The sequence below is a fragment of the Ezakiella massiliensis genome, assembly GCF_059862345.1.
This window is the reverse complement of the sequence record NZ_JCBCEO010000007.1, coordinates 1-24,998: the sequence shown is the minus strand read 5'-3', so window position 1 is coordinate 24,998 and position 24,998 is coordinate 1. Positions and strand designations below refer to the sequence as shown.

Annotated in this window: 18 protein-coding genes and 1 tRNA gene; 5 read left to right on the top strand and 14 right to left on the bottom strand. The window is 41.1% G+C overall.

Going from position 1 to position 24,998, the window contains the following annotated elements; all coding sequences use genetic code 11:
* Positions 1–3: 3 nt before the first annotated feature.
* Both AC6FXG_RS08190 and AC6FXG_RS08185 read right to left on the bottom strand, forming a co-directional pair.
* Complete coding sequence (locus tag AC6FXG_RS08190; protein WP_500572295.1) at positions 4–1,320, bottom strand: hypothetical protein; 1,317 nt, start codon at positions 1,318–1,320, stop codon at positions 4–6.
* Positions 1,313–2,593 carry a glutamate-cysteine ligase family protein gene (locus AC6FXG_RS08185; RefSeq protein ID WP_500572294.1) on the bottom strand — a complete coding sequence of 427 codons (1,281 nt, stop codon included), beginning with the start codon at positions 2,591–2,593 and terminating at the stop codon, positions 1,313–1,315. Before AC6FXG_RS08185 ends, AC6FXG_RS08190 begins: the two co-directional genes overlap by 8 nt.
* Positions 2,594–2,738: 145 nt before the next feature.
* On the opposite strand from AC6FXG_RS08185, the gene AC6FXG_RS08180 reads away from it, so the two are divergent.
* A tRNA-Leu gene (locus AC6FXG_RS08180) sits at positions 2,739–2,824 on the top strand.
* A gap of 1,605 nt (positions 2,825–4,429) precedes the next feature.
* Here AC6FXG_RS08180 and AC6FXG_RS08175 read toward each other — a convergent pair.
* The 11 genes from AC6FXG_RS08175 to AC6FXG_RS08125 form a co-directional block, all read right to left on the bottom strand.
* Positions 4,430–5,326 carry an LptM family lipoprotein gene (locus tag AC6FXG_RS08175; RefSeq protein ID WP_500572293.1) on the bottom strand — a complete coding sequence of 299 codons (897 nt, stop codon included), beginning with the start codon at positions 5,324–5,326 and terminating at the stop codon, positions 4,430–4,432.
* A gap of 58 nt (positions 5,327–5,384) precedes the next feature.
* Entirely contained in the window at positions 5,385–5,810 is a 426-nt protein-coding gene (locus AC6FXG_RS08170) for a hypothetical protein (protein ID WP_500572292.1), read from the bottom strand.
* A gap of 303 nt (positions 5,811–6,113) precedes the next feature.
* On the bottom strand, positions 6,114–7,010 hold the full coding sequence (locus AC6FXG_RS08165; protein WP_500572291.1) for an LptM family lipoprotein: 897 nt from the start codon (positions 7,008–7,010) through the stop codon (positions 6,114–6,116).
* 191 nt (positions 7,011–7,201) lie between these two features.
* Positions 7,202–8,788 carry a hypothetical protein gene (locus AC6FXG_RS08160; protein WP_500572290.1) on the bottom strand — a complete coding sequence of 529 codons (1,587 nt, stop codon included), beginning with the start codon at positions 8,786–8,788 and terminating at the stop codon, positions 7,202–7,204.
* 500 nt (positions 8,789–9,288) lie between these two features.
* Complete coding sequence (locus AC6FXG_RS08155; protein WP_500572289.1) at positions 9,289–9,930, bottom strand: DUF4428 domain-containing protein; 642 nt, start codon at positions 9,928–9,930, stop codon at positions 9,289–9,291.
* Positions 9,931–10,594: 664 nt separating this feature from the next.
* Positions 10,595–12,550, bottom strand: a complete 1,956-nt coding sequence (locus AC6FXG_RS08150; RefSeq protein ID WP_500572288.1) for a copper amine oxidase N-terminal domain-containing protein — start codon at positions 12,548–12,550, stop codon at positions 10,595–10,597.
* Positions 12,551–13,056: 506 nt separating this feature from the next.
* Positions 13,057–13,968: an LptM family lipoprotein gene (locus AC6FXG_RS08145; RefSeq protein WP_500572287.1), complete on the bottom strand. Its 912-nt coding sequence runs from the start codon at positions 13,966–13,968 to the stop codon at positions 13,057–13,059.
* A gap of 135 nt (positions 13,969–14,103) precedes the next feature.
* Positions 14,104–15,675: a hypothetical protein gene (locus tag AC6FXG_RS08140; protein WP_500572286.1), complete on the bottom strand. Its 1,572-nt coding sequence runs from the start codon at positions 15,673–15,675 to the stop codon at positions 14,104–14,106.
* Positions 15,676–15,924: 249 nt separating this feature from the next.
* Positions 15,925–17,487 carry a TFIIB-type zinc ribbon-containing protein gene (locus AC6FXG_RS08135; RefSeq protein ID WP_500572285.1) on the bottom strand — a complete coding sequence of 521 codons (1,563 nt, stop codon included), beginning with the start codon at positions 17,485–17,487 and terminating at the stop codon, positions 15,925–15,927.
* A gap of 10 nt (positions 17,488–17,497) precedes the next feature.
* Positions 17,498–18,712, bottom strand: a complete 1,215-nt coding sequence (locus AC6FXG_RS08130) for an SHOCT domain-containing protein (RefSeq protein ID WP_500572284.1) — start codon at positions 18,710–18,712, stop codon at positions 17,498–17,500.
* Between the two features lie 185 nt (positions 18,713–18,897).
* Positions 18,898–19,638 (bottom strand): copper amine oxidase N-terminal domain-containing protein, encoded by a 741-nt coding sequence (locus tag AC6FXG_RS08125; RefSeq protein WP_500572283.1) that lies wholly within the window; start codon positions 19,636–19,638, stop codon positions 18,898–18,900.
* A 623-nt stretch (positions 19,639–20,261) separates the two neighbouring features.
* Here AC6FXG_RS08125 and AC6FXG_RS08120 point away from each other — a divergent pair.
* The 4 genes from AC6FXG_RS08120 to AC6FXG_RS08105 are packed head-to-tail and all read left to right on the top strand — an operon-like array spanning position 20,262 to position 23,803.
* On the top strand, positions 20,262–21,914 hold the full coding sequence (locus AC6FXG_RS08120) for a hypothetical protein (RefSeq protein WP_500572282.1): 1,653 nt from the start codon (positions 20,262–20,264) through the stop codon (positions 21,912–21,914).
* Positions 21,911–22,063, top strand: a complete 153-nt coding sequence (locus tag AC6FXG_RS08115) for a hypothetical protein (RefSeq protein WP_500572281.1) — start codon at positions 21,911–21,913, stop codon at positions 22,061–22,063. The genes AC6FXG_RS08120 and AC6FXG_RS08115 overlap by 4 nt, the downstream gene beginning before the upstream one ends.
* Before the next feature lie 20 nt (positions 22,064–22,083).
* A complete protein-coding gene (locus tag AC6FXG_RS08110; protein WP_500572280.1) occupies positions 22,084–23,187 on the top strand; it encodes a sensor histidine kinase in 1,104 nt (367 codons plus the stop codon).
* Positions 23,177–23,803: a response regulator transcription factor gene (locus tag AC6FXG_RS08105; RefSeq protein WP_075574400.1), complete on the top strand. Its 627-nt coding sequence runs from the start codon at positions 23,177–23,179 to the stop codon at positions 23,801–23,803. The genes AC6FXG_RS08110 and AC6FXG_RS08105 overlap by 11 nt, the downstream gene beginning before the upstream one ends.
* Before the next feature lie 1,098 nt (positions 23,804–24,901).
* On the opposite strand, the gene AC6FXG_RS08100 is transcribed toward AC6FXG_RS08105, so the two are convergent.
* Positions 24,902–24,998, bottom strand: a 97-nt coding sequence (locus AC6FXG_RS08100; RefSeq protein ID WP_500571499.1) for an EF-Tu C-terminal domain-related protein, incomplete at its 5' end; no start/stop codon positions are given.

The window sequence follows — 24,998 nt, the reverse complement described above, 5'->3', positions numbered from 1 at the left end:
CTCCTATTCGTATTTAAAAGCTGGTGCTGCGATGTACTCCCTGGCCGATCCTATAATGTTATCTATGCCAAAGCGGCCGTAGATGCCCTTGAAGGCTTCGTTGTAGGAGAAAAGTCCCAGCATATTGGCCCGTTCAACCACATGCCACTCATCATTTTCGTCCAGCTCAATAAATTTCACAAATTTTTTCTCTACATATTCTTGGTAGATAAAGTCCTTATTATAAACTTCTTTTGCCTTTTCCCTAAATTCGTCTTCAGAGTATTCGCTGCCCACAAAAACTCCCCGGGCCCCGCGCAGGTCATTTGGCTTAAAGATATACTTTGCCCTGTCCCTGACAATCTCTTCGAAAAATTCATCGTCGCCTTCAAACTTGGCTGTAAAAGGAATGTGCTCTTCTATAAACATGACGTCTTCGATGTCCATGTCGTCTTTGACATCCTCGCGGTGGAGGACTTCAAAGAAGGTCTTGTTGTGGGCGATCTGCGACCTAAAGGACCCGATTGAAATAAAGGCGTCGTTTAAATAAGCGTCGATAAAGGCCTTTGAATCATTATATTTTTCCATGATTTCGCTGGTTACAGCCCGTCTGTAAACCATGTCGATTTTTTGCCCGTCAAAAGTAAGGGCATTTTCATTTGCGTCGTAAACCAAGTCTTCCATGTCGGCGATTATGGCTTTAAGGCCTGCTTTTTCGTAGGCTTCTTTAAATTTCACAAAGTCCTTTGGCGTGCCTGAGCCCTTGAAGTCCACGATGGCAACTGTAATTCCCTGGTGACTGCCCCTCGCCATATCGTAGATGTCCAAGGACTTTTGGGCCCATGAATCATAGAGCTCAAAAGATTTTAAATTCCAATTTAAGTCCTTGAAGATTTTGGACTCTTCAAAAATTTCTGCCAATCCTGAGTCCTCGCTCATGGCTGATGACCCGTCAGTATTTATCTCGCAGAATTTAAAGTCGCTTAGAGAATTAAAAAACACATCGTACCTACCAATAGCAACTGGCACTTCGTAGAGAGGATCGTGGAGGATCAGCTCTTCCAGCTCTTTTGAAAAGCCAAAAAGCGCCCGGAATTTTTCGTCGTGCAAGTATTTTTCAGTAATCTTGCGGATGATCTCGTTGGTCCTAGTAACTATAAATTTAAAGGCATCATTGTCGCGTTTGGACACCAAAAGCGGCTGATAAGTAAAAGGAACGATCTTGCCGTCATAGGTCACGTCATTTTTCAAGGCCAAGTCTTGCAAGCGCTTAAAGTCCTCTACATAGTCGCCATTTTTTACAAATTCAATATACTCATCAATTTTTTTGTCGCTATACATCAATATCCTCCAAATTCATTTTACAAATCTCAATCGCATAGTCGCAAGTTGCGTAGGTCTTCCACCTGTCAATCTGCTGCCTACGAAGGGTGTTACCCTCCATGAGGGGTACAATTTTTTCTATATAAGGCTTAAAGCAGTCCTTGATGTCCAGGGCCGATAAAATATCCACGCCCCAAGCCTCCATGGTCTTACCCATCATCTTCGTCTTGGTCCCTTTTTCATACATTTCAAGGCGGGCCCGTTCGCTTTCCTTGAAAGTCAAATCGCCAATCAAATTGTAAACCCTATCCATATTGTCATTATTATAGAAGATTGAGTTTAAAAGTGCAACAGCCCCCAGATTGTAAGGGTAAGGAATGGAATCCAGCTGACGAATTTCTATAAAGCGTTTGGTCCGCACGTCTGGGAAAATCATGGTCATCAGGTGCTCCATCTCCTTCTTTGACGCACCCGTCATGGCCTGGTCAATAGTCCCATCGAAGGCATGAAAAACGCCGTCCTTGAGTGTAAAAATTGCATCGTTGCTCAAGAGAAATTTGGCGTAGTCCTCGTATTTAAAATCAGGACGAAAAGCCGCTTCAAAAGTTCCACAGCGTTTGCGGTCAGTATTGTTCCAAACCATGGACCTAAAGGCGTAAACATCGATTGGCCTGCCGCCTTTAAATGCCACATTGTCAAATAAAATATACAAAATATTTGAAAGCTTGTTGGCCAAGGCATATTTGCGGCCGTAGTCCTTTTCGTTCAGGAAATCCAAAGACACTTGGACGCTGGCCGTCCCCTTCATCATAAACTTGCCCATGCTACCAGCAGTTTTAAAATAATTATACATGGCATAGTAACGCTCCTTGGGCAAAATTTTTATATCGTCAACATCGCTTAGAGGTTGGAAACCCAAAGTGTAAATATGAGAATCAAAAGGCTCTAGGGCATCGATTGCGTCCCTGTAAAATTTAAAGAGCTCCGACTTGACTTCGCAAGGATTTTCCAGAGGGTCAGTTGAAAATTCCAGCTGGCCGCCCGGCTCAGTTGAAATAATCAGGCCGTCCTTTTTGATTGAAAGAACAAATTCACCTTCGAAATTCCCCTTCCAACCCTTGTCAATCATAGCTAAAAAGAGGTCCCTTGATCCACCTGCATCATAATATGAACGCGCATTAGCTTGAGAGTCCAAAAGCAAGTGCTCAAACTCAACCCCCATCCGTAAATTATCAAGAGCCTTCTCCTGAGCCTTGAAGTATTCGCAAACTTTGTCTATATTTTTCAGCATAATATCAAAAACCCCTTTACAAAAAATTTTAAATAGTGTATAATAAATAACGGTATCAAGAATACCACCTACTTTCTTATACCCTATTAACAAGGCTAAGTCACAAGCTTTGGCCAAATAGGCGAGAAATATGTAACAAAAATATGCGGATGTGGCGGAACTGGCAGACGCGCATGGTTGAGGGCCATGTGATCCTAGATCGTGGGGGTTCAAATCCCTTTATCCGCACCACAACGAAAACACCCGAAAGGGTGTTTTTTTGTTGTGGTGCGGATAAAGGGGACACAAACAACAACGCTATTTCACAGGAAAATTTTAGGAAAAAGGCGCAGTACAGAAATTTTGTGAATGAGGTGTACTTCTGTACATCGAAATTCACAAAAAATTTCGAAACAAGTCTTTTTACAAAATTTAACGTGAAATAGTCGTGGGGGTGTCAAATTCCCCTTTAGGAGCACCAAATAAAGCAATCTCCATGTGAGTGTTTTTTGTTGTGGTGCGGATAAAGTCGGAATACAAACAACAACGCTATTTCACAGGAAAATTTTAGGAAAAAGGCGCAGTACAGAAATTTTGTGAATGAGGTGTACTTCTGTACATCGAAATTCACAAAAAATTTCGAAACAAGTCTTTTTACAAAATTTAACGTGAAATAGTCGTGGGGGTGTCAAATTCCCCTTTAGGAGCACCAAATAAAGCAATCTCCATGTGAGTGTTTTTTGTTGTGGTGCGGATAAAGTCGGAATACAAACAACAACGCTATTTCACAGGAAAATTTTAGGAAAAAGGCGCAGTACAGAAATTTTGTGAATGAGGTGTACTTCTGTACATCGAAATTCACAAAAAATTTCGAAACAAGTCTTTTTACAAAATTTAGCGCGAAATAGTCGTGGGGGTGTCAAATTCCCCTTTAGGAGCACCACAAAAGCCACATCACATAAAAAACAAATAAATATTTATTAAACACATCCGTTTAATAAACCTCGCCCGCGGGACATCGAGTCTCCGCGTTCGAGATGTCCACAATAAAGTGGACGCTACCTACGTTCTGAAATACATACATATTATAATTATATTCATCCATAAAATTACATTGTGATTATATTATTAAAAATATCTCATACACCAAAGGTGTAATCGATATTTTTCGGGCCACATAAAGTCGCCCCTACAAACGGCAAAGCCATTTATGAAATGAATACATATTTATAAAAAACAAATATATTTTACCAATAAAATACATCACGCAAAACAAAAAATCGGGGGCATCGAGCCCCCAATTTTTTATGGCGACCATTTCAGGATCGCCGTTACATCGTTCTTAAAAATATCCGTAATCTATTTGTTTTTACGACGAATGTTCATGCCCACAAGGGGCAATCTCATTCGCCGAATGTCCACGATTCTCCTCAGACTCTTGTCCTCAATCGTTTTTCCCTTCGGTCTAACGATTGAACAAGAGGTTGCGTGAGTCAACGCTTGCCAATCGACTTCGCCTTTTCGAAATTTCCTGGCGACCATTCTCCTCAGATTGTTGTACCCAATCGTTTTTCCCTGCGGTCGAACGATTGGACAACAAGTTGCGTGAGTCGCTGCATACCAATCGAGCTTCGCTTACACTCGCTCTCTTGGGCAGGGCTGCAAGGATCGCCTCTACATGGAAATTTCGAGGCTCGTCTCTTGGGCGTGGCTGCAAGTGGATACTACATGGCTACAAAATATCCGTTAGAAAAATTCTTTTCTCTTTGTTTCTATTTATATTATAACTTGCCTTTCGCTTTATTAAATCACCCAAAAGGATGATTTTAAAAAATTTAATATTTTCCCCAGAGCTTTTTATTGTTCACTAGGTGCTAGTGAGCTTGACCACATAAGGATCTTGAGGTCATCAGGTGAATCTTTTTTGCCAATAAAGCTGACGGCCATGCTGTTCTCCTCTGAATACCACATGACATATTTTGTGATATCATCGCCATCGACTTCATCAAAGTCTACAAAGTGGGCCCCGGCTACACCAAAATGGCTTTCGATTTCTGCGTAAGTTGCATCTGCTAAGTCGCTGTTGTTTTTGGAGAAATAGTCAACCACTTCTTGCATTTTTTCTTGTGAGAGTATTTCGATCCCATCTGGACGTTTGAGCATATCTTTGCCGTGAACCTCCACCATGCCTGTCTCATCTGAATATGCTACTGTCGGTTTTTCTTCACTTTCTGATTGTGGGTCTACTTCATCTTCGTCAATGGCCTTTGGCATGGCCCAAGTCTCTGTGAGGCCAAAGTCATCAGGACTATCCTTGTCAGCAGTAAACACCATAGAAAGGAAGTGGTCTGGTGAATACCAAAAAATACTTTTTGTAAGCTCCCCATTTTCATTTTCTTCATCATGGTCTACAAAGTGAGCACCTGGCGTGCCAATGTATTCTTCTACTTCTTCATAGGTCATGCCTTGTGTTTCTTCCATATTTTTATCAAAATATTCATATATTTCTTTTAATCTTTCTTCGCTGAGCTCTTCGATGCCTTCTGGAGTTGTAAATATGCCTTCACCGTGAACGTCTACCATGCCTATTGCCTTGTATCCTTCTTCCTTCTTTTCTTCTTTCTTTTCTGTGTCAGCTTTATTTTCTATCTTTTGGCTTGGCTTGTCTGCCTTTTCTTCTGCAGGTTTCTTACCGCATGCTGCCAAGGAGAAAATCATTGCGATTGCTAATAATAATGCCAATCTTTTTTTCATTTTTCTCACCTTTACATTCTCCATATATTAGCCCTCTTCATGTAGATTTACTATAGAATTAATTATTCTCCATATCCTTTTTTGTAGAGTATATATTAAGTATAAACTTATCAGGCTCATTTGGTGTAGCGATGAATATGCCTAAAAAGTTATCATTTTCTGAGTACCAGTAAATATATTTTACTTTATTTCCGCTCTCGCTAGCAGTTTCATCAAGATCTATGAAATCTGCGCCTTGCGCGCCAAATAACTCTTCTAGCTCAGCGTAAGTCATTGACTCTGCCTCATCTTCGTGTTCTTGTAGGTAAGTCTTAACTTCCTGAATTTTATCGTCACTAACTAATTTGATGTTTTTTGGTGGAGTTGATTCGTCTTGTCCCTTAACTTCGATCATGCCTGTGCCATTTGCAGCTGGGCCGCCCTTACATGCGACTATTGTAAGTGCTAGTGCAAGTACTAATAATATTGATAATCTTTTTTTCATTTTTTTATCCTCCTTATTTTTATATGCCTCCACCACGGGACATTTAGTCGTCGCGTTTGAGATGGTCGGAATTTTCCTCAGATTGTTGCAGCCAATCAGGAAAAATTCGGTCCACATAAAGTTGACCCTACACGCTTCGCTGGATTTTTCCTTCTTGGGCAACAAGTCAATTTTTTGGCGACCATTTGCATACGAGGCGGAATTTGTAGCGGCCGATTTATTTCGGCCACCGCCTCGTGTGCAAGGATCACCTCTACACATGGCTACAAATATATCCGTATAATTCCCAAAAAATATTATTTTTTATTTAACTTGTTCATAGTATGCAGTATTTTCAAGTTCAAATTCATCTGGATATTCTGCGTCAGCAGTAAACATTGCTACAAAGGCATGGTCTGGTGAATACCAGAAAACATATTTTGCCAGGACTCCGTCTTCGGGATCCATTTCATCATAGTCCGGATAATTAGTACCTGGCATGCCAATATAGTCTCTGACTTCTTCATAGGTCATCCCCAATGTTTCTTCATAGTTCTCATCAAAGTACTTAGCTACTTCTTCGAGATATTCTTCGCTAAGCTCCCATGTATCCCCAGGACTTTTATCTGGATCACCGTTTGTAACCTCTACCATGCCTGTATCAGGTGATAATTCTGCTATCACTTCTCCGTCACTTTCAGATGTTGTTTCTTCTTCTCCGCTTTCTGTTGTGTCTTCTTCTAAACCTTCTTCATATTCATCAATATTCTTTGGCAGGGCTCCAGCTATGTCAAGGCCAAATTCATCAGGATTATCCTTGTCAGCAACAAAGACTACATAAAGGAAATGATCTGGTGAAAACCAAAAAATAGTTTTTGTAGGGTTTCCATTTTCGTCTTCTTCATCAAAGTCTACAAAGTAGGCACCTGGCACGCCAATTTTCTTTTCTACTTCTGCATAGGTCATACCCACCGTTTCTTCATAGTTCTCATCAAAGTATTCATATATTTCTTTTAGTTTTTCTTCACTAAGCTCTTCGACGCCTTCTGGAGTCGTAGATATGTCCTCGCCAGAAACCTTAATGGGCTCCGCTACCTTCGCTTTCTGTTCTGTTTTCTTTTCTGCTTTGTCGCTTGTCTTATCTTCTGCAGGTTTTTTACCGCAGGCTGCCAATGTGAAAATCATGGCGATTGCTAATAATAATGCTAATGTTTTTTTCATCTTTTTATCCTCCTGTTTTTTATAATTTGTTTTTTCTTTGATTTATTGCAGCCAATCGACTTCGCCTTTTCGAAATTTCTTGGCGACCATAAAGGATCGCCCCTACATGGAAATTTCGAGGCTCGTCTCTTGGGCGTGGCTGCAATCGGACGTTACAGAAATTTTGTTTTTTCTACTCCTTTTATTAATCTCTAACCCTTAGGTATGAGTGAGTCAATTATTTCATACATTTGGGTCGAATAACCTTGCTCAAAAGTCATATCCTCCCAATTCCAAACATCTTCTGCGTCTATAACTTCGTCTGGCAAAACCAAGCTGCCGTCTTTTAAGCTAATGCTTGGCGTAAATTCAAAGATATCGTCCCTGTACCTGATGGTAATCTTTGCATTTGGAGCGACTTCGCTAATGTTTTGGCAGATAAAGGTCGGTCCGGCGCAAGAAGCTTGGTCTAAGTAATAATTGTCAGCCTCTTCCAATTCGCCGCCCTCAGTTATTTCTAATTCCTTGATTGAAACAGATGCATTCCTGTATTTTGGAATGACCAAATAACATTCCTGGCCATTTATAAAAACATTGTCGTATTCGTCAGAATCCATGGCTATTAGCATGGACGGGTCATTGGAATCCATAAAAACATCTGACCAAGCTTGAAGTTTTCTAAGAGCCTCCTCCAAACTCGGCTCGTCATAGGCCGCGCCCAGATAAATTATAAAGGCCTTGTACTTATCATCGTAAGGGTCGATGCCAAGCCGTCTTGCCATCCGCAAATACTCGGTGGAAATTGGGTCCTTGGCAAAGGTATTCGCCTTGAGCTCTAAGGTCAGTGGGCAAGGGACCATATTTACAACCAAATACTGAGTAAAAATAAATTGCGGCCTGCCAGCTGTATCAATATAAATTTGATTATCCAAAGAATCAAAATTATCCCAGATATCCTCAAAAATCTTGCCAACATAATTGTTTGGATTATAGATAAAAGTGTAATCATTGACGTCGCTATAGTAGGTGGCAGCCGTCAGATTACGGTCTGCTATGAGTGAGTCTTCGACCATGGTCAAAATATCGTCACCGTCCACGCCAAAAGCATTCATCAGGTCCTTATCACCGATAAGCTCTCCGTCTGGCAGGGAAAAATTATAGGCCCTATAGAATGGAGCATCCGAATTCCAAAAATCATAAATCCTAATCATGATGCTAAGTACATTTTCGTCTTGATAAGTGGAAAAGCTAGCGTAAATACCAATTTCAGCATCCTCGACCTCATCCTTGTGGTCTTGGTAAATTGCAATGAGGCTATCTGCCAGCTCTTCGATCTCAGCATTTGCCTCATCCGCATCCGCAGAATCCAAGAGAATTCTCGGCAGGTGAACGCCCAGCTGAACCCTCTTTGCAAGGTCCTTGTGGGCCTCGCTAGAAAAGTCCGTCCAAACTTCCCTGTCCTCGACGTATGAAGACATAGAACCAACTTCGCCACCCTCAACATAAGTCAAATCCTTCTTGGCTTTTGACTTGGCAGATTTCTTGTCAGATTTTTTGTCAGATTTTTTATCTGATTTCTTCTTGTTCGCTTTCTTCTTGTCAGATTTTTTCTCGTCAGACTTGCCTTCCTCCGAGTCTTCATCATCTTCATCTTCAACATCTTTTGAATCTTCTGCTGTGCTTTCTTTTTTATTGTCCTTGGCCGCTGAATCTTCTCCGGGCTTTTCCTTCTTACAGCTAGTGGCAAAAAGCAAAGCCAAGACCAAGATAATAATCAAGAATTTATTTTTGTTTTTCATAATACCCTCCTTTGTTTAAATAATGTATATGGCTCGACCGCGGGACATCGAGTCTGCTCGTACGATATGTCCACAATAAAGTGGACGGTACATGGCTACAATAATATCCGTAGGATAGAGCTCGTCCGCCTAGGCGAACGATGGCGACCATTTGCGTACGAGGCGGAATTTGTAGCGGCCGATTGCAGCCACGCCCAAGAATCGAACGCGGAAGCGTGAAGATGATTGGTTAGCGTTGACTCACGCAACCTATTATTCAATCGTTCAACCGAAGGGAAAAACGATTGAGTATAATAGTCTGAGGAGAATTTCGGCCACCGCCTCGTGTGCAAGGATCGCCGTTACGCCACATCCATTTCGAAACGTGCGTATGTATTCCTTCTATTTATATTATAAATTTTATTTCGCTTTTCCACATCACCCATAAGGATGATTTTGCAAAAATTATTAACAAAAACCCACTGGTATAAGAACAACCAGTGGGTTTAAGGTCTAATATCTTACTTTTGAATTAGGCTGCCTTCACCGACGCCTTCTGTCAAATCCAAGATGATCCATGCACTGGTGCCTGCCCCTGCCCTATGCTTGGCGCCCAAATTGGCTGAAAGCATGGTCTCAAAGGTTGAGCTGTTGCTACATTCAATAACATCCAGAATCGTAGTTGTGATATTATTACCGCCTGTTGTAACTGTAACCCTATCATCTCTGGCAAATTCACCACTTATAATTTGAGAGGTGGCGACAATCCTGTTCTTGTATGCTTTCGCCCTTTTCAAGCCCACATCTAAAGGCTTTGGCGCAATGGAAAAGCTCTTATCGACCTTGGCAACATTAGCATAATCAGAACCCACATTCTCTATAATCTGTGCTTGCTCTTCTTTCATCGATTGAATCATCTCTTTAATCTCAGCTACTGTCATGGCTTGTAGAGGATCATTAGTTTTTCTAACATAATCATCTCGATCAAAGCCACTAGTGCCCCATCTTTGCTTCCAATACTCAGTGATATCGAACTTACCGCGGATCATTTTCTCGCATTCACTACAGATTTGTCCGTCCTCAACTTGCAAGCCGCTGAGAAATTTCAATTCATTGCCGCATATTGGGCATAACTTTTTTTCTTTTTTACCAAATAATCCCATAATTATCTCCTTTCATTTTAAAAATAAACCTCGTCCTCGCGGCATCGAGCCTGCTCGTACGAGATGTCCACAATAAAGTGGACGGTACATGGCTACAAAAATATTCGTTGGATATGCCTCGACCGCGGGACATCGAGTCTCCGCGTTCGAGATGTCCGAAATAAATCGGACTCTACCTACGTTCTTACCGAATTTGTGAATGTCATTTGCATTGAGAAATTATAAATTTTCGTGCAAAAATATTTAAACAAATATTCGTTTATATAAATAATCTTCATCTTATAAATCGCTCTGCGGTTGTAGCGTCCATCCTTGCAGCCACGCCCAAGAATCGAACGCGAAAGCGTGAAGATGATTGGCTAGCGTTGACTCACGCAACCTATTTCTCAAGAAAACGAGCCAAAGGCGATGTTTGATTGATTGAAATAGTCTGAGGAAAATCCCGGTTGAGGGTTCGGTTTTTATATGCACAATATTTTAGCAAATAATTTTATCTTTCTATTTCTCTTTCCTTCTACTTATATTATAAGATTTATTTCCCTTTTCCACATCACCCAAAGGGATGATTTTTTTGTAAAAAAATATGGCCCTGACAAATGCCAGGGCTGCATATATGCAAAGAGTCCGTGGGAAAACCACACGGACTCTTGCGAGGACTTATATTTTATCTACTGATTGTTCTAATTATTGTTACTTGTTTGGTGTCCTTATCCCAGAAAATTTCTTGACCGTCTTTTAGACCAAGAGCCCTTGCAATATTTGCTATAGGCATCATTGTTCTGCCGTCTACAATTTCTGGTTTAACATCACTGGTATAAGTTTCGCCATTAACTATGATCTTGTTGGTGTCGATTGGAATTTCAACCCTAAAGAACAAGTCTTCGATGATAACTGTCCTGGTCTTAGCATCCCATCTAACTCCCATACCCAAGGCTTCAGCTACAAATCTGATAGGAAGCATTGTCCTGCCGTCTTTGGCGTAGGCTGCTACGTCCATTTGAGTCAAAGAATCTACTCCATTTACTTGGCTGTCTAAGGTCTTTGAACCGAGTGTTAAAACAACTTTTCTTTCTATAGTTTCAGTTTTTGTTTCAATCTTTTCTTCTTTCTTTTCTTCAGGCTTGTCATCCTTCTTGGCTTCATCTAGTTTTATTTGGTTTGGTTCAGATGGTTCATACCAATCATACCAGTCATCATAATATCCTGGATAATATGGATCAGGTGTCTCTGGTGTTTCTGGTGTATCTGGAGTTTCTGGTGTCTCTGGAGTTTCAGGTGTTTCTGGATCTGGTGCGCCTTCGTCTTTCCATAGAGCTTTTATAATCAAATCTTCTGTTGCTTTAACCTTTTCTCCAATTTCTTTTCTCTCTCCATTTACTAACCAAGCATAAAGTTCCTTACCTTCTATTTTAGTTACATCTATTCCTAACTCATTTTGTTTTGGTAATTCAATTTCTTGATTTTTAGGTGCCGTATCGTCAAATCTATCTTCACTTCCTTCACCGTAAATAAAAGTAATTTTGACTAAATCTGGAGATCCTGGTCCGCCTGGTTCTTCAGGATCTGATGCGTCTTTATTTTCCCATAGAGCTTTTAATGTCATACCATCAACTATTGTAATCTTTTCTCCGATTTCTTTTCTTTTACCATTGACTTCCCAGGCAACAAGCTTTTTACCATTTGGTGCGTGTCCACCATACGGTAAATCATTTGGTAATGCAAATTCTTCGCCTTTATAAAAGTTGATAGTCATTTTTTGTCCTTCATCATTGTTAATATCAACAATAACTTTGACTGTTTCGCTTGGTCCTACTGGTCCGCCTGGTTCTTCTGGTGTTTCTGGGTCTTCTCCGCCTGGTTCGCCTGGTTCACCTGGATCTGGTGCGCCTTCATCTTTCCATAGAATTTTGATATTCAAATTCTCACTTATAATTATTTCTGTTCCTAAACTTTTTCTTTCTCCATTAACTTCCCAAGCGTATACTACTTTTCCTTCTGGTGCTCTTGTATCCGTATCTCTTAAATCATTTACTGTAATAGATAAGCCTTCAGGCAAGCTTTCTGTACCATTATCGCCGTATCCATTATTAAAATCAATATTTACTGTAAATGTTTTCCCTCCTGGGCCTGGTACTCCTGGATCGTCTGGAAGGTTTAGTTCAGGTCCTGTTTCTGTTGCTTTGTATGGTAGTGATATAAGATCGAATCCATTTTCCTCTCCTTCATAGATATTACGAATTCCTCTATTGCTATATTCTTCTAGACTCAATGATGAAGCAAACTTATAATTTGGATCATCTACACTTATTTTCATATCAAAAGCATAAGTAGCTCCATCTATAAATTTTGGGCCTTTAAATTCTACTGGCTCAGATGGAAATGTGCTTTCATCAAATATATTCCAGCCCTCAAAGCTTGCATCAATTTTAAGATCTGGATACTCTGGAGCTGTAACAGTAATATTGAGTGGCTTTACATCTTCTCCAGCCTTTAACACCTCATCAATATCTGTCTTAATAACGAGCTTATTAATTAATGTCTCTGCAAAGCCTGTCGTTGTCATAAATGATAAGCAAAGGACCATTGCTATCATCATTGAAATTAAATTCCTTCTTTTCATAATTTTACCTCCTTTTGTAAATAATGTGTATCAAAAGCAACCTCGACCGCGGGACAATGAGTCTCCGCGTACGAGATGGTCGAAATTCTCCTCATATTGTTGCAATTACTTTTGAATTAGGCTGCCTTCGTCGACGCTAGCCAATCGACTTCGCCCTTTCGAAATTTCTTGGCGACCATTCTCCTCAGATTGTTGTACCCAATCGTTTTTCCCTGCGGTCGAACGATTGGACAACAAGTTGCGTGAGTCGCTGCATACCAATCGAGCATCGTTATCACTCGCTCTATTGGGCAGGGCTGCAATCGGCCGCTACATTACCGATTAAATTTTTTCCCTTCGAATCTCATCAAATTTTCCTAAGAAATATATTTGTATAAGACATCTTTAAATAATGTGGACGCTACCCCCGTGTTTGAAAAAATTCCTTGCAAAATTCTATTGTTTTTTCTAATCCTATTATATGTCCTAATAAAATGTTTTACATCACCCCAAAGGATGATTTTTTTTTAATCTTGTTCATAGTAGGCAGTAAAATCAAGACCAAAGTCATCAGGATTTTCTGCCTCAGCAGTAAATACTACAACAAAGACATGGTCTGGTGAATACCAGAAAACTTGTTTTATAAGGTCTCCGTTTTCAGAATCCACATCATCAAGTGCTTCATAGTGGGCGCCAGGTAGTCCAATGTATTCTTTGAGCTCTTCGTAAGTCATCCCCAATGTTTCTTCATAATTTTCATCAAAGTAATCAGCTATTTCTTTAAGGTCTTCTTCGCTAATCTCCCATGTATCCCCAGGACTTATAAATGGGTTTCCGTTTGTAACCTCCACCATGCCTGTATCACGTGAAAATTCTACTACCATTTCTTCGTAACTTTCTGATGCATATTCTTCATCATCTTCTTCATATTCTTCATCTTCGTCAAAGTTCTTTGGCATGGCTCCAGCCATTGTTAAACCAAAGTCATCAGGACTGTCCTTGTCAGCAGTAAATATTGTAAAAAAGACCTGGTCTGGTGAATACCAAAAAATGCTTTTTGTAAAGATTCCATTTTCATCTTCATCATCAAAGTCTACAAAGTGGGCACCTGGCATACCAATGTATTCTTCTACTTCTTCGTAGGTCATGCCCTCTAATTTTATTAAATGGTCCTCATCAAAGTATTCAGCTATCTCTGTTAATCTTTCATCGCTAAGCTCTTCGACACCTTCTGGAGTTGTAAATATGTCATCACCGTGAACATCTATCATGCCCTTGGCTTTTGCCTCTTCCTTCTTGTCTTCTTTCTTTTCTGTGTCCGCCTTGCTTTCTACCTTTTCACTTGCCTTGTCTGCCTTTTCGTCTGCAGATTTTTTACCGCAGGCTGCCAATGAGAAAATCATTGCCAATGCTAATAATATTGCTAATCTCTTTTTCATTTTTTTATCCTCCTGTTTTTGTATTTTAAATTTACTTGCTTAACCATAATCCTATTGTAAGCAATTCATGATGATTTTTTTTATTTATTTTTGTCTTTTCCGTGGCCATAAGCTCTCCCCTTTTTTTAATTATCTCTAATCCTTGGGTATGAGCGAGTCAATTATTTTATACATAGTTTCCGAATAACCATACTCATAGATCAGGCTATCCCAATCCAAGAGATCTTCCGCATCTATAACTTCGTCCGGCAAAACCAGGCTGCCGTCTTTTTGGCTAATGCTCGGCGAAAATTCCAAGACGTCGTCCCTGTACCTGATAGTAATCTTTGCATTCGGAGCGATCTCGCTCATATTTTGGCAGATAAAGGTTGGTCCTGCACAAGCAGTTTCATCCATATAAAAATTTTCCACCTCTTCCAATTTTGCCCTTGCTCCGTCGTCAACGATTTCCAATTCTTTTAATGAAACAGATGCGTTCCTGTACTTTGGAACTATCAAATAACATTCTTGACCATTAATAAAAGGTATTTGGCCATCGTCAGTATACATGGATATTAGCATGGGCGGGTCAGAGTAATCCATAAAGATGGCTGACCAAGGTTGAAGTTTTTTCAAAACCTCTTCCAAACTGGGCTCGTTATAGGCGGAGCCCAGATAAATTATAAAGGCCTTGTACCTATCATCGTAAGGATCGATGCCAAGCTTTCTTGCCATCCGCAAGTACTCGGTGGAGATTGGGTCCTTGGCAAAGGTATTTGCCTTGAGCTCCAAAGTCATTGGGCAAGGGACCGTATTTACAATCTCATACTGGGTGAAAATAAATTGTGGCCTGCCAGCTTGGTCAATATAAATTTGATGGTCCAAAGAATCAAAATTATCCCAGAGGTCATTTAAAATCCTGCCAACGTAATTGGTCGGATTATAAATAAAACCGTAATCCTCGACTTCATCGTAGTAGGGGGCAGTCGTCAACTCACAGTCTTCCATGAGTGCGTCTTCGACCATGGTCAAAATCTCGTCCTCATCCACTCCAAAATGCTTCATCAGGTCTACATCATCGATAATGTTGCCGTCTGGCAGAGAAAAATTGAAAGCCCTATAGTATGGAGTTTCTGCACCCAAATAATCGTAAAAACTAACCATGATGCTCAAAAGGTCTTCGTCTTGATAGGTGGAAAAATTGGCGTAAAAACCAATTTCATAAGCCTCGGGCTCATCCTTATAGTCTTCATAGATTTCCATGAGGTCCTCTGCCATCTTATCGATCTCAGCATTTGCCGCCTGGGCATCCGCAGAATCCAATAAAATCCTCGGCAGATGAGCGCCCCTATTAATCCTCTTTGCAATGGCTATGTCCCGGTCGTCAGAAAAGCCCTTCCAAATCTCCCTGTCTTCAACATATGAAGACACAGAACCAAGCTCTCCACCCTCAACATAAGTCAAGTCTTTCTTGTCCTTTGCCTTGGCGGATTTTTTATTGTCAGATTTCTTCTTAGTTTTTTTCTTATCGTCAGATTTTTTGTCGTCAGACTTGGATTCTTCAGATTTTTTGTCTTCCTCATCTTCGACATCTTTTGAATCTTCGGCTATGCTTTCTTTCTTGTCCTTAAGCCCTTTGTCTTCTCCAGGCTTGTCCTTCTTGCAGCTCGTGGCAAAGAGCAATGCCAAGACCAGGATAATAATCAAAAACCTTGTTTTGTTTTTCATAATAAGCCTCCTTTGTTTAAATAATGTATATCAAAAATATCCCTTGGAAAATTCTTTTCTTTTCCTTCTATTTATATTATAAAATTAAATTCCCTTTAATACATCACCCGAAATGGTGAGTTTTGAATTTATTTTTACAAAGCAAAAGCACTCCGGACATCTTGGAGTGCTTTTGCTTTTTAGCTTTTAGCTAAAAGGTGGATTATGAAAAAAATATTTATGGTCTTTTATTTTAGACCGGAATTTATCTTAATCTTCCTTGACTCTGCTGTGCTTTTTCTTGTCCTCAGCTTGATCAAGTTCTTTGTTTAGTCGCTTCTTGCCCTCTAAGGCCTCATCAAAGACGCCTTTTTCTTTGGCTTTTTTGATGCGTTCATTTTGACTTAAGTCAAGCTGGTTGCCCTTTAGCTCTGAAGAGTTTTCCCCTTCTATATATTCTTTGCTTAAACCAGTGAGCCTCTTAATAAATTTATCTTCACAGTGCAAATTACTAATCTCGTGCTTGGTCTCGTCTTCGTAGTGGTGTCTTTCATCTGCGTTTCTATACCTGAGATATATCATGTAGTAGAAGACGAAGCCCGATAGGAGTAGGATCCAGGCAAACTCTTTGTTGTCTTGAATCTTGGTGTCGTCAAAGAATGGCATGGCTGCAAGCATTCTCAAGAAAAATGCTGCGATTCCGCCAAATATTTCTACCAATACTGAGTAGAGGAATAATTTTTTGAAATTGATAGGGACGCTCCCCATGGTTTCCTTGGTCCTGGCGTTAACTGCGACATAGTGGAGGAGGTTTTTATTTTTCTTAGTCTCCATGTAGGAGTAAAGCCATACTGGTAGGTAGGCTGCCTTCCACGAGTCGCCCTTGACTGTATAGGTCTCGTCTTCCCATCTGACGCCTCTGTCGTATTCTTCGATTGTTTTCTTGGCTGCAAGCCTTGCCACGTCAGAACTTTGGGCTTCGACTGTGTCGCGAAGGGCATCTATATTGCTGTCTCTTTTTTCTGAGGTGTAGCCCTTCATGTAGCCTGCATTAAATTTGACACAATTTTCTGTATCAAAAGGCATGATTGCATTTATAATATTGGTCGTCTTGTCCTTGGCCGTATAATTGAGTTTGTCTGAGCTGGCTTCGATTGACAGGTCGTCAATTAAAATATCAAAATCCCTCTCGACTTCGTAGACGTCGGCGTCGTATTTTGTTTGCTTGTCATCGCCAGTGCCAACTTCGTAGGAGGCCCTTTCGATTTGCCCCTCGCCACAGAGGTTCATGTGGGCGTTTACGTCAACCAGCATATATGGCAGGTAGACGCCGCAAATATTTTCTGTGGTAAATTCCCTGGAGAATTGTGGGCTGGCAAAAAATCTTCTGGACTTAACAAATTTGCCGATTTCATCTTGGGCGTCGGCCTTTGTGACCTTAAAGGGCAGGATGACGTCAGGGATTGCCCCGTTTGGAATTATATTGTTGATGGACAGGGTGTTCCTGCACCAGTGGCAACGGGCCTGGGTATTGGTCTTGGTATCGATAACGACCTCTGCCCCACAGGATTCGCACTTAACAGTTACCATATCCTCGTAGGATTGGTCGATGTCGGCCGCCCCTGTGCCCATGGTTGTGCCCTGGAGTGTGCTGATGTCTGCGTCCTCGGGTGCCAAGTCTAATTCAAATTCGTGCCGGCAGAAATTGCATCTGAGCTTGCCGGTCTTGGTATTGGTTTCGATGTCGGTCGCCCCGCACTTGGGGCACTTGACCTGACCATCTTTGAGTCCGCTATTTATGTCTCTGATTTTAATGTCTTCATCTGTAGCCATAAGATCACCCCTATATGCCTAGCAAATCTTTTTTGGCCTTGTCAAATTCCTCTTGGGTAATAACTCCTGCGTCTAAAAGTTTTTTCATCTGGATTAATTTTTCAGTTGGGTCTTGATTTGCGTTTTGATTTGCATTTTGATTTGCGTTTTGATTTTGTCCGCCTCCAAAGTTTGGCTGATAGGAATTTTGTCCGCCCTCTTGTTGGGTGGCTCCCATCATATTGCCAGCTGCGTTCATGCCCATGCCCATAAAGGCCATGTTGGCACCGCCGCCGTTTTCACCAGCCGCTTGCATACCTCTGGCTGCTGCTTGTTGGAAGAAGGAATTGCCACGGTTGCCTGAAAGTGCGTCCGCTTTTTTAACATCGGACATAAGAGCCTTGGTGTCTTCGTCATATTCAATGGCAAGTATGGCTGTCTTTGCAATTTCAAGGCCCCTGGTGGACCTCCATTCGTAACCGTCTTCAACCGCTGCTGACAAGGATTTGGCAAAACCGATTTGGTCGCCTTGGATCTTGGACATGCGGTTGCCCTTGGATGGATCGTTTGTGTAGTTTGAAAATGCAGCTGATAATGATGAAACGACTTCGTTAAATAATTCTTCTGCCGCTTCGTTGTCCATGTCTGCAAAGTCAAAGGCAGGTGCGTTTGCCACCAAGTATTTTTGTGGGACAAAGTTTTTGACAAAGAGTAGTGGGTCGACAATCTTTAGGGTGTAAGTGCCCCTGGTGACTGCGCCGACTTGGGTGCCGAAAAAGGCGTCATCCCAATAAATTTCGCTTTGGGTCCCAAACCTGTTTTTAGGAATTTCCTTGAGGTTTACATAAAAGGCCAATTGTTCAGCACCTGCTTGGCCGCCGAATTTAATCTTGTCCCAGGTGGACTTGATAATGGAGGCTGACAAACCGTCGCCTGCAAAAATGCTTTGTGAATTTGGATCGTCAGACGAGAAAATAAATCCGCCTGGCTCGTTGATAATGCCTGTAATCATCCCGTCTTGCATGGTAATAAGGGCTGTTCCTTCGGGAACCACGATCTTGGACCCGTTTGAAATAATATTGTTGTTTCCCTTGGTGTTTTCGCCGCGGCCGGCGTTTTGTCCTTGGGGCTTGGCTGGGAAAATTCCCAGTGTGCCTGAATCCAGTGAGCCTGGTCCGTAAAAGTCCAACCATTGGTCGGCAAAAGTGCCGCCTAAACCGCCTGTAAATGCTTTAATAAATCCCATAATGTCCTCCTTTTAAATTTTATTTTTTGTCTTTTTATTTTGTTTTTTAATTTAGAACGTCTTATTTTTATTAAGAGCGTTTTTTTATTTTTTGATTGCGTCTTTTTTCTTTTAATTAAGACTGTGATTTTATTTTGTTTTTACTTGCATACTTTTTTAAAAATTATTTGCGTCTCTTTTGTTTTTTAATTAACTGCGAATATTGGCACGAATTTATCGTGAGCGACATCGAGCTTCATAAGCACAGTTTGTTTCTTATTCATAAAGTAATGGCCAAGAAGTTCCGCCAAATTTTTGTCGATTGGATTATCCTTTCTAATGACGACCCAGAAACCCTCGTCCTTGCAGTCGTCTTGGTCCATTTCATATTCACTAACTTCAGATACATAGGCGTCCTTTGTTACCAGTCCTAGGTCTAAGAGTGCTTTTAAAACTTCTTCGCCTGCATTGTCTATGTTGATCTCATCTTGCAAGTATGAGATGGCCTTGTCATTTATATAGACAGCATTCTTTTTGCCGTCCCATTTGACGTCCATGTCAAAGAGTTCTACAATGGCCCTAAGCGGGACCAAGGTCCGCCCATTTCTCGCCGTGGCTGGCACGTCGATTTGGATTGGCCCAGATTTTACATCGTCAGAGTACCAGATGGACGACTCGCCAATGCCAAGGGCAATGCTTATCACGCCTTTTTGAATTGAGACCAGCTTTTCGCTTGGCTCGTAATTTACTTCTGCCCCCATGTTCTCGGCTATGACCCGGATGGGGACCATGACCCTTTGGTTGATGACAATTGGCGCCTGGTCGGTCTTAATAATTTGATCATTTAAGTAGATTTTGATTTGGCCCTTGGCCTCGATTTTTTGTACGCTTGTCAAAATTAGTACAAAGGCCAGTAAAAGCAAAATCGTCTTTTTAAAGTCTTTCATAATATCACCTCTTTTTTTATTTTGAAATATCCGTTTGGAAAAGTGCCAATCGGTCAATTTCTTGGCGACCATAAAGGATCGCCGTTACAATGTTCTTAAAAATTTCCGTATTATATTGGTTTTTACGACGAATGTTCATACCCACAAGGGGCAATCACATTCGCCGAATGTCTGGGATAAACCAGACGGTACATGGCTACAAAAATATCCGTTTGATATTTTTTCTAATCTTATTATATGTCCTAATAAAATCTTTTACATCACCCGAAAGGTTGATATTTATAAAAATTTTTTATTATTTATCTAGTATAATAAAGTGATATATGATATAATGACCTTAAAGACTAGAGTTATTTGCGAGGAAAATTCGATGAAAAACACGAAGTGCAGAAATTTTGCGAATGAGGTGGGCTCGAGTGCCCTCCGTTTCCTCAGACTGTTGTACTCAATCGTTTTTCCCTTCGGTCGAACGATTGAACAACAGGTTGCGTGAGTCGCTGCATACCAATCGAGCGTCGTTATCACTCGCTCTCTTGGGCAGGGCTGCAGTTTGCAAATATTTCGAAACAAGCGTTTTTCGCGAATTTAACCGCAAATTGTATTTTATTGAAAGGAGGCCTCTCATGTATCGCAGGGAAATTATTACTTATACATCTTCGACTATTTGTATTATGCTTGCTTGCGCCCTCCACCTCATGGATGAGCTGAATATTGTCGGCTTTCCGGTAAATGCTCTTGTCTTCTGTTTGTATACGGCCATGATTCTCCTTTGGGAGGCCAATATGGAGTCACGGATTCTTCGGACCGAATCTAAACGCCTCTTTAGGGCAATTACTGCTCTTTTGATTGGCTACATTGGCACCAGGACTTTGAAGTACGAGATCCTCTACAACAATCCAACCGCCGTCGCCTACATCCGCTATTTCTATTATTTTTTCTCCATCAATATTGTTCACCTAGTTTTTCAAACCACTCTTTTGGTGGGCAAGTCTGAGCGCGAATCAATTAGCAAATGGTGGAAGCTTCTTTGGATACCGACAGAAATTTTGGTTCTCTTGGTCCTCACCAACGACTACCACTCCCTGGTCTTTGCAACAGATATTCCCTTATCTGTTGCGACTTACAAGCCGGGTTTTTATATAATTTTAATTTACATTTTAATTTTGGCCATTGGCTGCATTTATTCTACTATTCGCGCATCTAAGCACATGCGGTCGCCCTGGCCAATTATTTTGCCTCTTCTAATCTTGGCAATACTGGCCGCCTACACTTTTTTATACATTTACGAGCCGCCTTTCTTTTATTATTTTAAGGTCGCCTTTAAGAGTGCGGAGTTTAATATACTTGCAATTATCTTTTTCATAGAGTCCCTTGTCTTCACCCGTCTTATCCCATCCAACAGGGGCTACGAGGGTTTTATGAAGCTTTCGTCCCTGCAAATCGGCTTGGCAGATAAAAATGGAAAAATTATTTTGGCATCTGAGGGTGGACCTGATGTAAGTCCCCAGATGATTGATTGGGCCCTGGGCACTCCTCTTTTCATAGACGAGGACACCCTTATGGAAAGCGCCGCTATCCAAGGAGGCAAGGCCTTTTGGTTTGTTGACCTTAGCGATTTTAATGCCCTAAAAAAACACTTGATCGAATTGAACGAGGAAATCCTAAATGAAAACGAAATTCTCAAGGCCAACAACGCCCTCAAGAAAAATATGGTTCAGGTCGAAGAGCAAAGGGAGATTAGAGACCACTTGCAAAGGCAGCTCAAGCCTCAGTTTGACCAGCTTAGAAACATCTTGATGAACCTGCCCGAGGACGAGAATGCCTTTGAAATAAAACTTAAGCACGCCTGCTTTATCGACGCCTATATAAAGAGGTATTCCAATTTGTTTTTGCTGACCAAAAACAAAAAACTTCTGGACTTGTACGAACTCAAGCTGGCCTTTAGCGAATCCCTGGATTATTTATCCTTAAGCAAGGTAAAGACCAGTTTGGATTGGGATATTGCCGGTATGTACAATGCCGGAGTCTCCTTGGCCTTTTATGAAATTTTCCAATACGCCCTAGAGTTTTACATGCCTGGCGTCGATTCTGTATATGTAAGTATGAAAAGAAAAATCAAGGTCCCTGAGCTTAATATTAAAATTACTGGCGCCAGGGCCAAGTCATTCTTGGACGAATACGGCCAAGCTCATGAAAAAATCGGCATTAGGATTAGCGAAAGCATTGGCAGGGACGAGATCAATTTGTCCGCTCGCCTGGAAAGGAGGGACTCATGACTCTCTTAGACCTAAACACCTACCAACTGGCGATTTTATTTATAATTAACACGGGGCTCTTGGTAGTTGCCATCAAGGCTGTGGTAGAGGTGGCCTTTATCAAAAGCCGGTCCAAGTATTTTTTGCAAACGTCATCATATTGGTTTTGAGCATTTTTCCTATACAAGTTTTGGCAGAGTTGGGGAACGGCGACTTCTACTTGGCCAAGGCCTTTGTCGACCTGCCCCTCTACGCATTTATCGCCTACGATATCTTGCTGATTGTACTTGAATTTATTTTTGCAATAAGTTTTGTGAAAATAAATAGACAGACCATAGGCAAAAACTCTGTTAAAAAAAGCATGGACAATCTGCCAGACGGGATTTGCTTTTCAAAGATGGATGGAACGCCCCTTCTCGTCAACAGGATGATGCAAGACATTAGCTTCGCCGTCTTTGGTAAGATGCTGGCAAACGACCTGGTCTGCGCTAAGGACATAAAAAATAACAATATAAAAGAAGGATCTAAGATTTTGCAAAGAGACCCCCTTGTAATCGAGGCCATGGGAAGGACTTGGCAAATAAAAGTGATCCCTCACGAAAATGTGAGGGAGACCCTGGCCTATGATATTACACTGGAGTGGGCCCTCTATCAGCAAATCCAAGAAAAAAATAAACAGATAGAAAAGATGAACGCCAGCCTAAAAGACTACCAAATAAATGTTGGCAAGTACACCCGGCAGAAGGAAATTCTCCAGGCCAAGATTAAAATCCACGACAAGATTGGCCAGTCGCTCATATATTTTAAACGCTATCTGGACATGGATGTAAAGACCAAGGAGGACCGGGACAAGCTCATAAGTCTTTGGATGGAAAGCTTGGTCATGCTGGATGAAAAAAGCGAAGACCCAGATTCAGCAAAGTCCATAAATAAATTTAAAAAACTCATTTCAACTGCCAAGGATATTGGTGTGACAGTAAATGTCGACGGCAAATTGCCGGCTGAAGATGGCGATTTAAACTTGCTGGTAAAGATTGTCCACGAATCACTCAACAACGCCATCCGCCACGGTCAGGCCAAAAATATTTGGATTGACCTTGATGAGGACGACATAAATATCCATTGTAAGATAACAAACGACGGCGTCATTATACATGGGCCCATAGTAGAAAAAGGCGGCTTAAAAAATATCCGCCAAATAATCGAAAGCTGCGGCGGCAAAATGAAAATCCAATCTGATTCCCATTTCATTTTAGACCTGACCTGGCCAAAAGGAGGAAACCATGACTTATAGAATTATGATAGTAGACGACCAATTCGTTTCACGCGAAATGTTTAAATTATATATAAGTCAATGCCCGGACTATGAAGTGGCCTATTGCGTGGACACGGCCATGTTTGCAGACACCTATGTCCTAAACTCCAAAATAGACCTGGTCATAATGGATATACTTATGCAAGACGGATCCAACGGCCTTGAAGCCGCGGAAAAAATCAAAAAATTAAAACCCGACTTAAAGATCATCGCCGTCACCTCTATGCCCGAGATATCCTGGATGGATAAGGCCAGAGAAATCGGCATCGAAAGCTTTTGGTACAAGGAAGTCTCCAAGGAAACAATCCTTGAAATCATAGAAAGGACACTAGCCGGCGAATCCGTTTATCCATCTGAAACTCCAGAAGTGGCTCTTGGCATGGTCAAGTCGACCGAACTCACGCCCAGGGAAATCCAAGTCCTCCGCCTCCTCACCACAGGAGTCGGCAACGACGAAATCGCAGAAACCCTAAACATATCCTTAAATACAGTAAAAACCCACATCCAACATCTACTGGATAAGACGGGCTTTGCAAATAGGACACAGTTGGCGATACAGGCACGGGTCACCGGATTCGTCATCGAAGACGAATAAAGAAATTTGCGGTTAAAATTGCGGCTTTTTGCAGTGTTCGACTTTTTGCTCATTCCGCTGTACACTCTAGTACAGCTCACTCGTCAAAAAGTCTCAAGCTACAAAAATCCATCAATTTTTCCTCGCAAATTTAGTGTATATGTACACCTGCGTCGGCAAAAAATTCGTCCGCTCCAAATCTCATCGAATTTTCCAGCGAAATATATGAATAGATGTAAAGCTGCGTCCTAAAAAAATTATTTCACTTCGAATCTCATCGAAATTTCCTAGCAAATTTAGAGTGATGTAAAAGTAAAACGATTTATAAGAACGTTGTAGGGTCCACTTTATGTGGACCGAAAAGTCTCGCCCGAATATTATCTTACGGATAATATTTATTTTGAACATTAATAATAAAAATAAATAAGAACGTTGTAGAGGTCACATTTATGGTGACCATTCAAAAGCGGGGATTCGATGTCCCCGCTTTTGTCATATATGAATCGAATTTTTCCTGATAGGTGAATCTTACGGCCCTCATCGAAATTCCCACGCAAATCATCTATAAAATAAAATACATCCAACAAAACAAAAATCGGGGGCGTCGAACCACCATTTTTTTATGTCGACCATTCTCCTCAGATTGTTGTAATCAATCGTTTTTCCCTTCGGTCCAACGATTGAACAACAAGTTGCGTAAGTCCTGCATACCAATCGAGCATCGTTATCACTCGCTCTCTTGGGCAGGGCTGCAAGTTGACCCTACACGCGATACGCCACAAAATACAAATGCCATTTATATCAATAACCTTCATATAAATCTCGCTCTGCGGGTAGCGGCCGTGGTTTATCCCGGCCATTTCGGGCCCGATACCGGGTCCACCCCGGTTGAGGGTTCGACCCAACAATATTAATTATCCCACCAAAAAAGCAACCACAATAAAATGGTTGCTTCTTATTTCATATTTATCTTCTGTATCTAATTATACATACAATTTGTTAGATAAAATTGATGAATTTTTGTAGCTTGAGATATTTTGACGAGTGAGCTGTACTAGAGTGTACAGCGGAATGAGCAAAATATCGAACACTGCAAAAAGTCGCAATTTTAGCAACAAATTACTCAACTATTTCTGTAACAACACCTGCTCCTACAGTTCTGCCACCTTCTCTGATAGCGAACTTTAATCCCTTTTCGATTGCGATTGGTGTGATT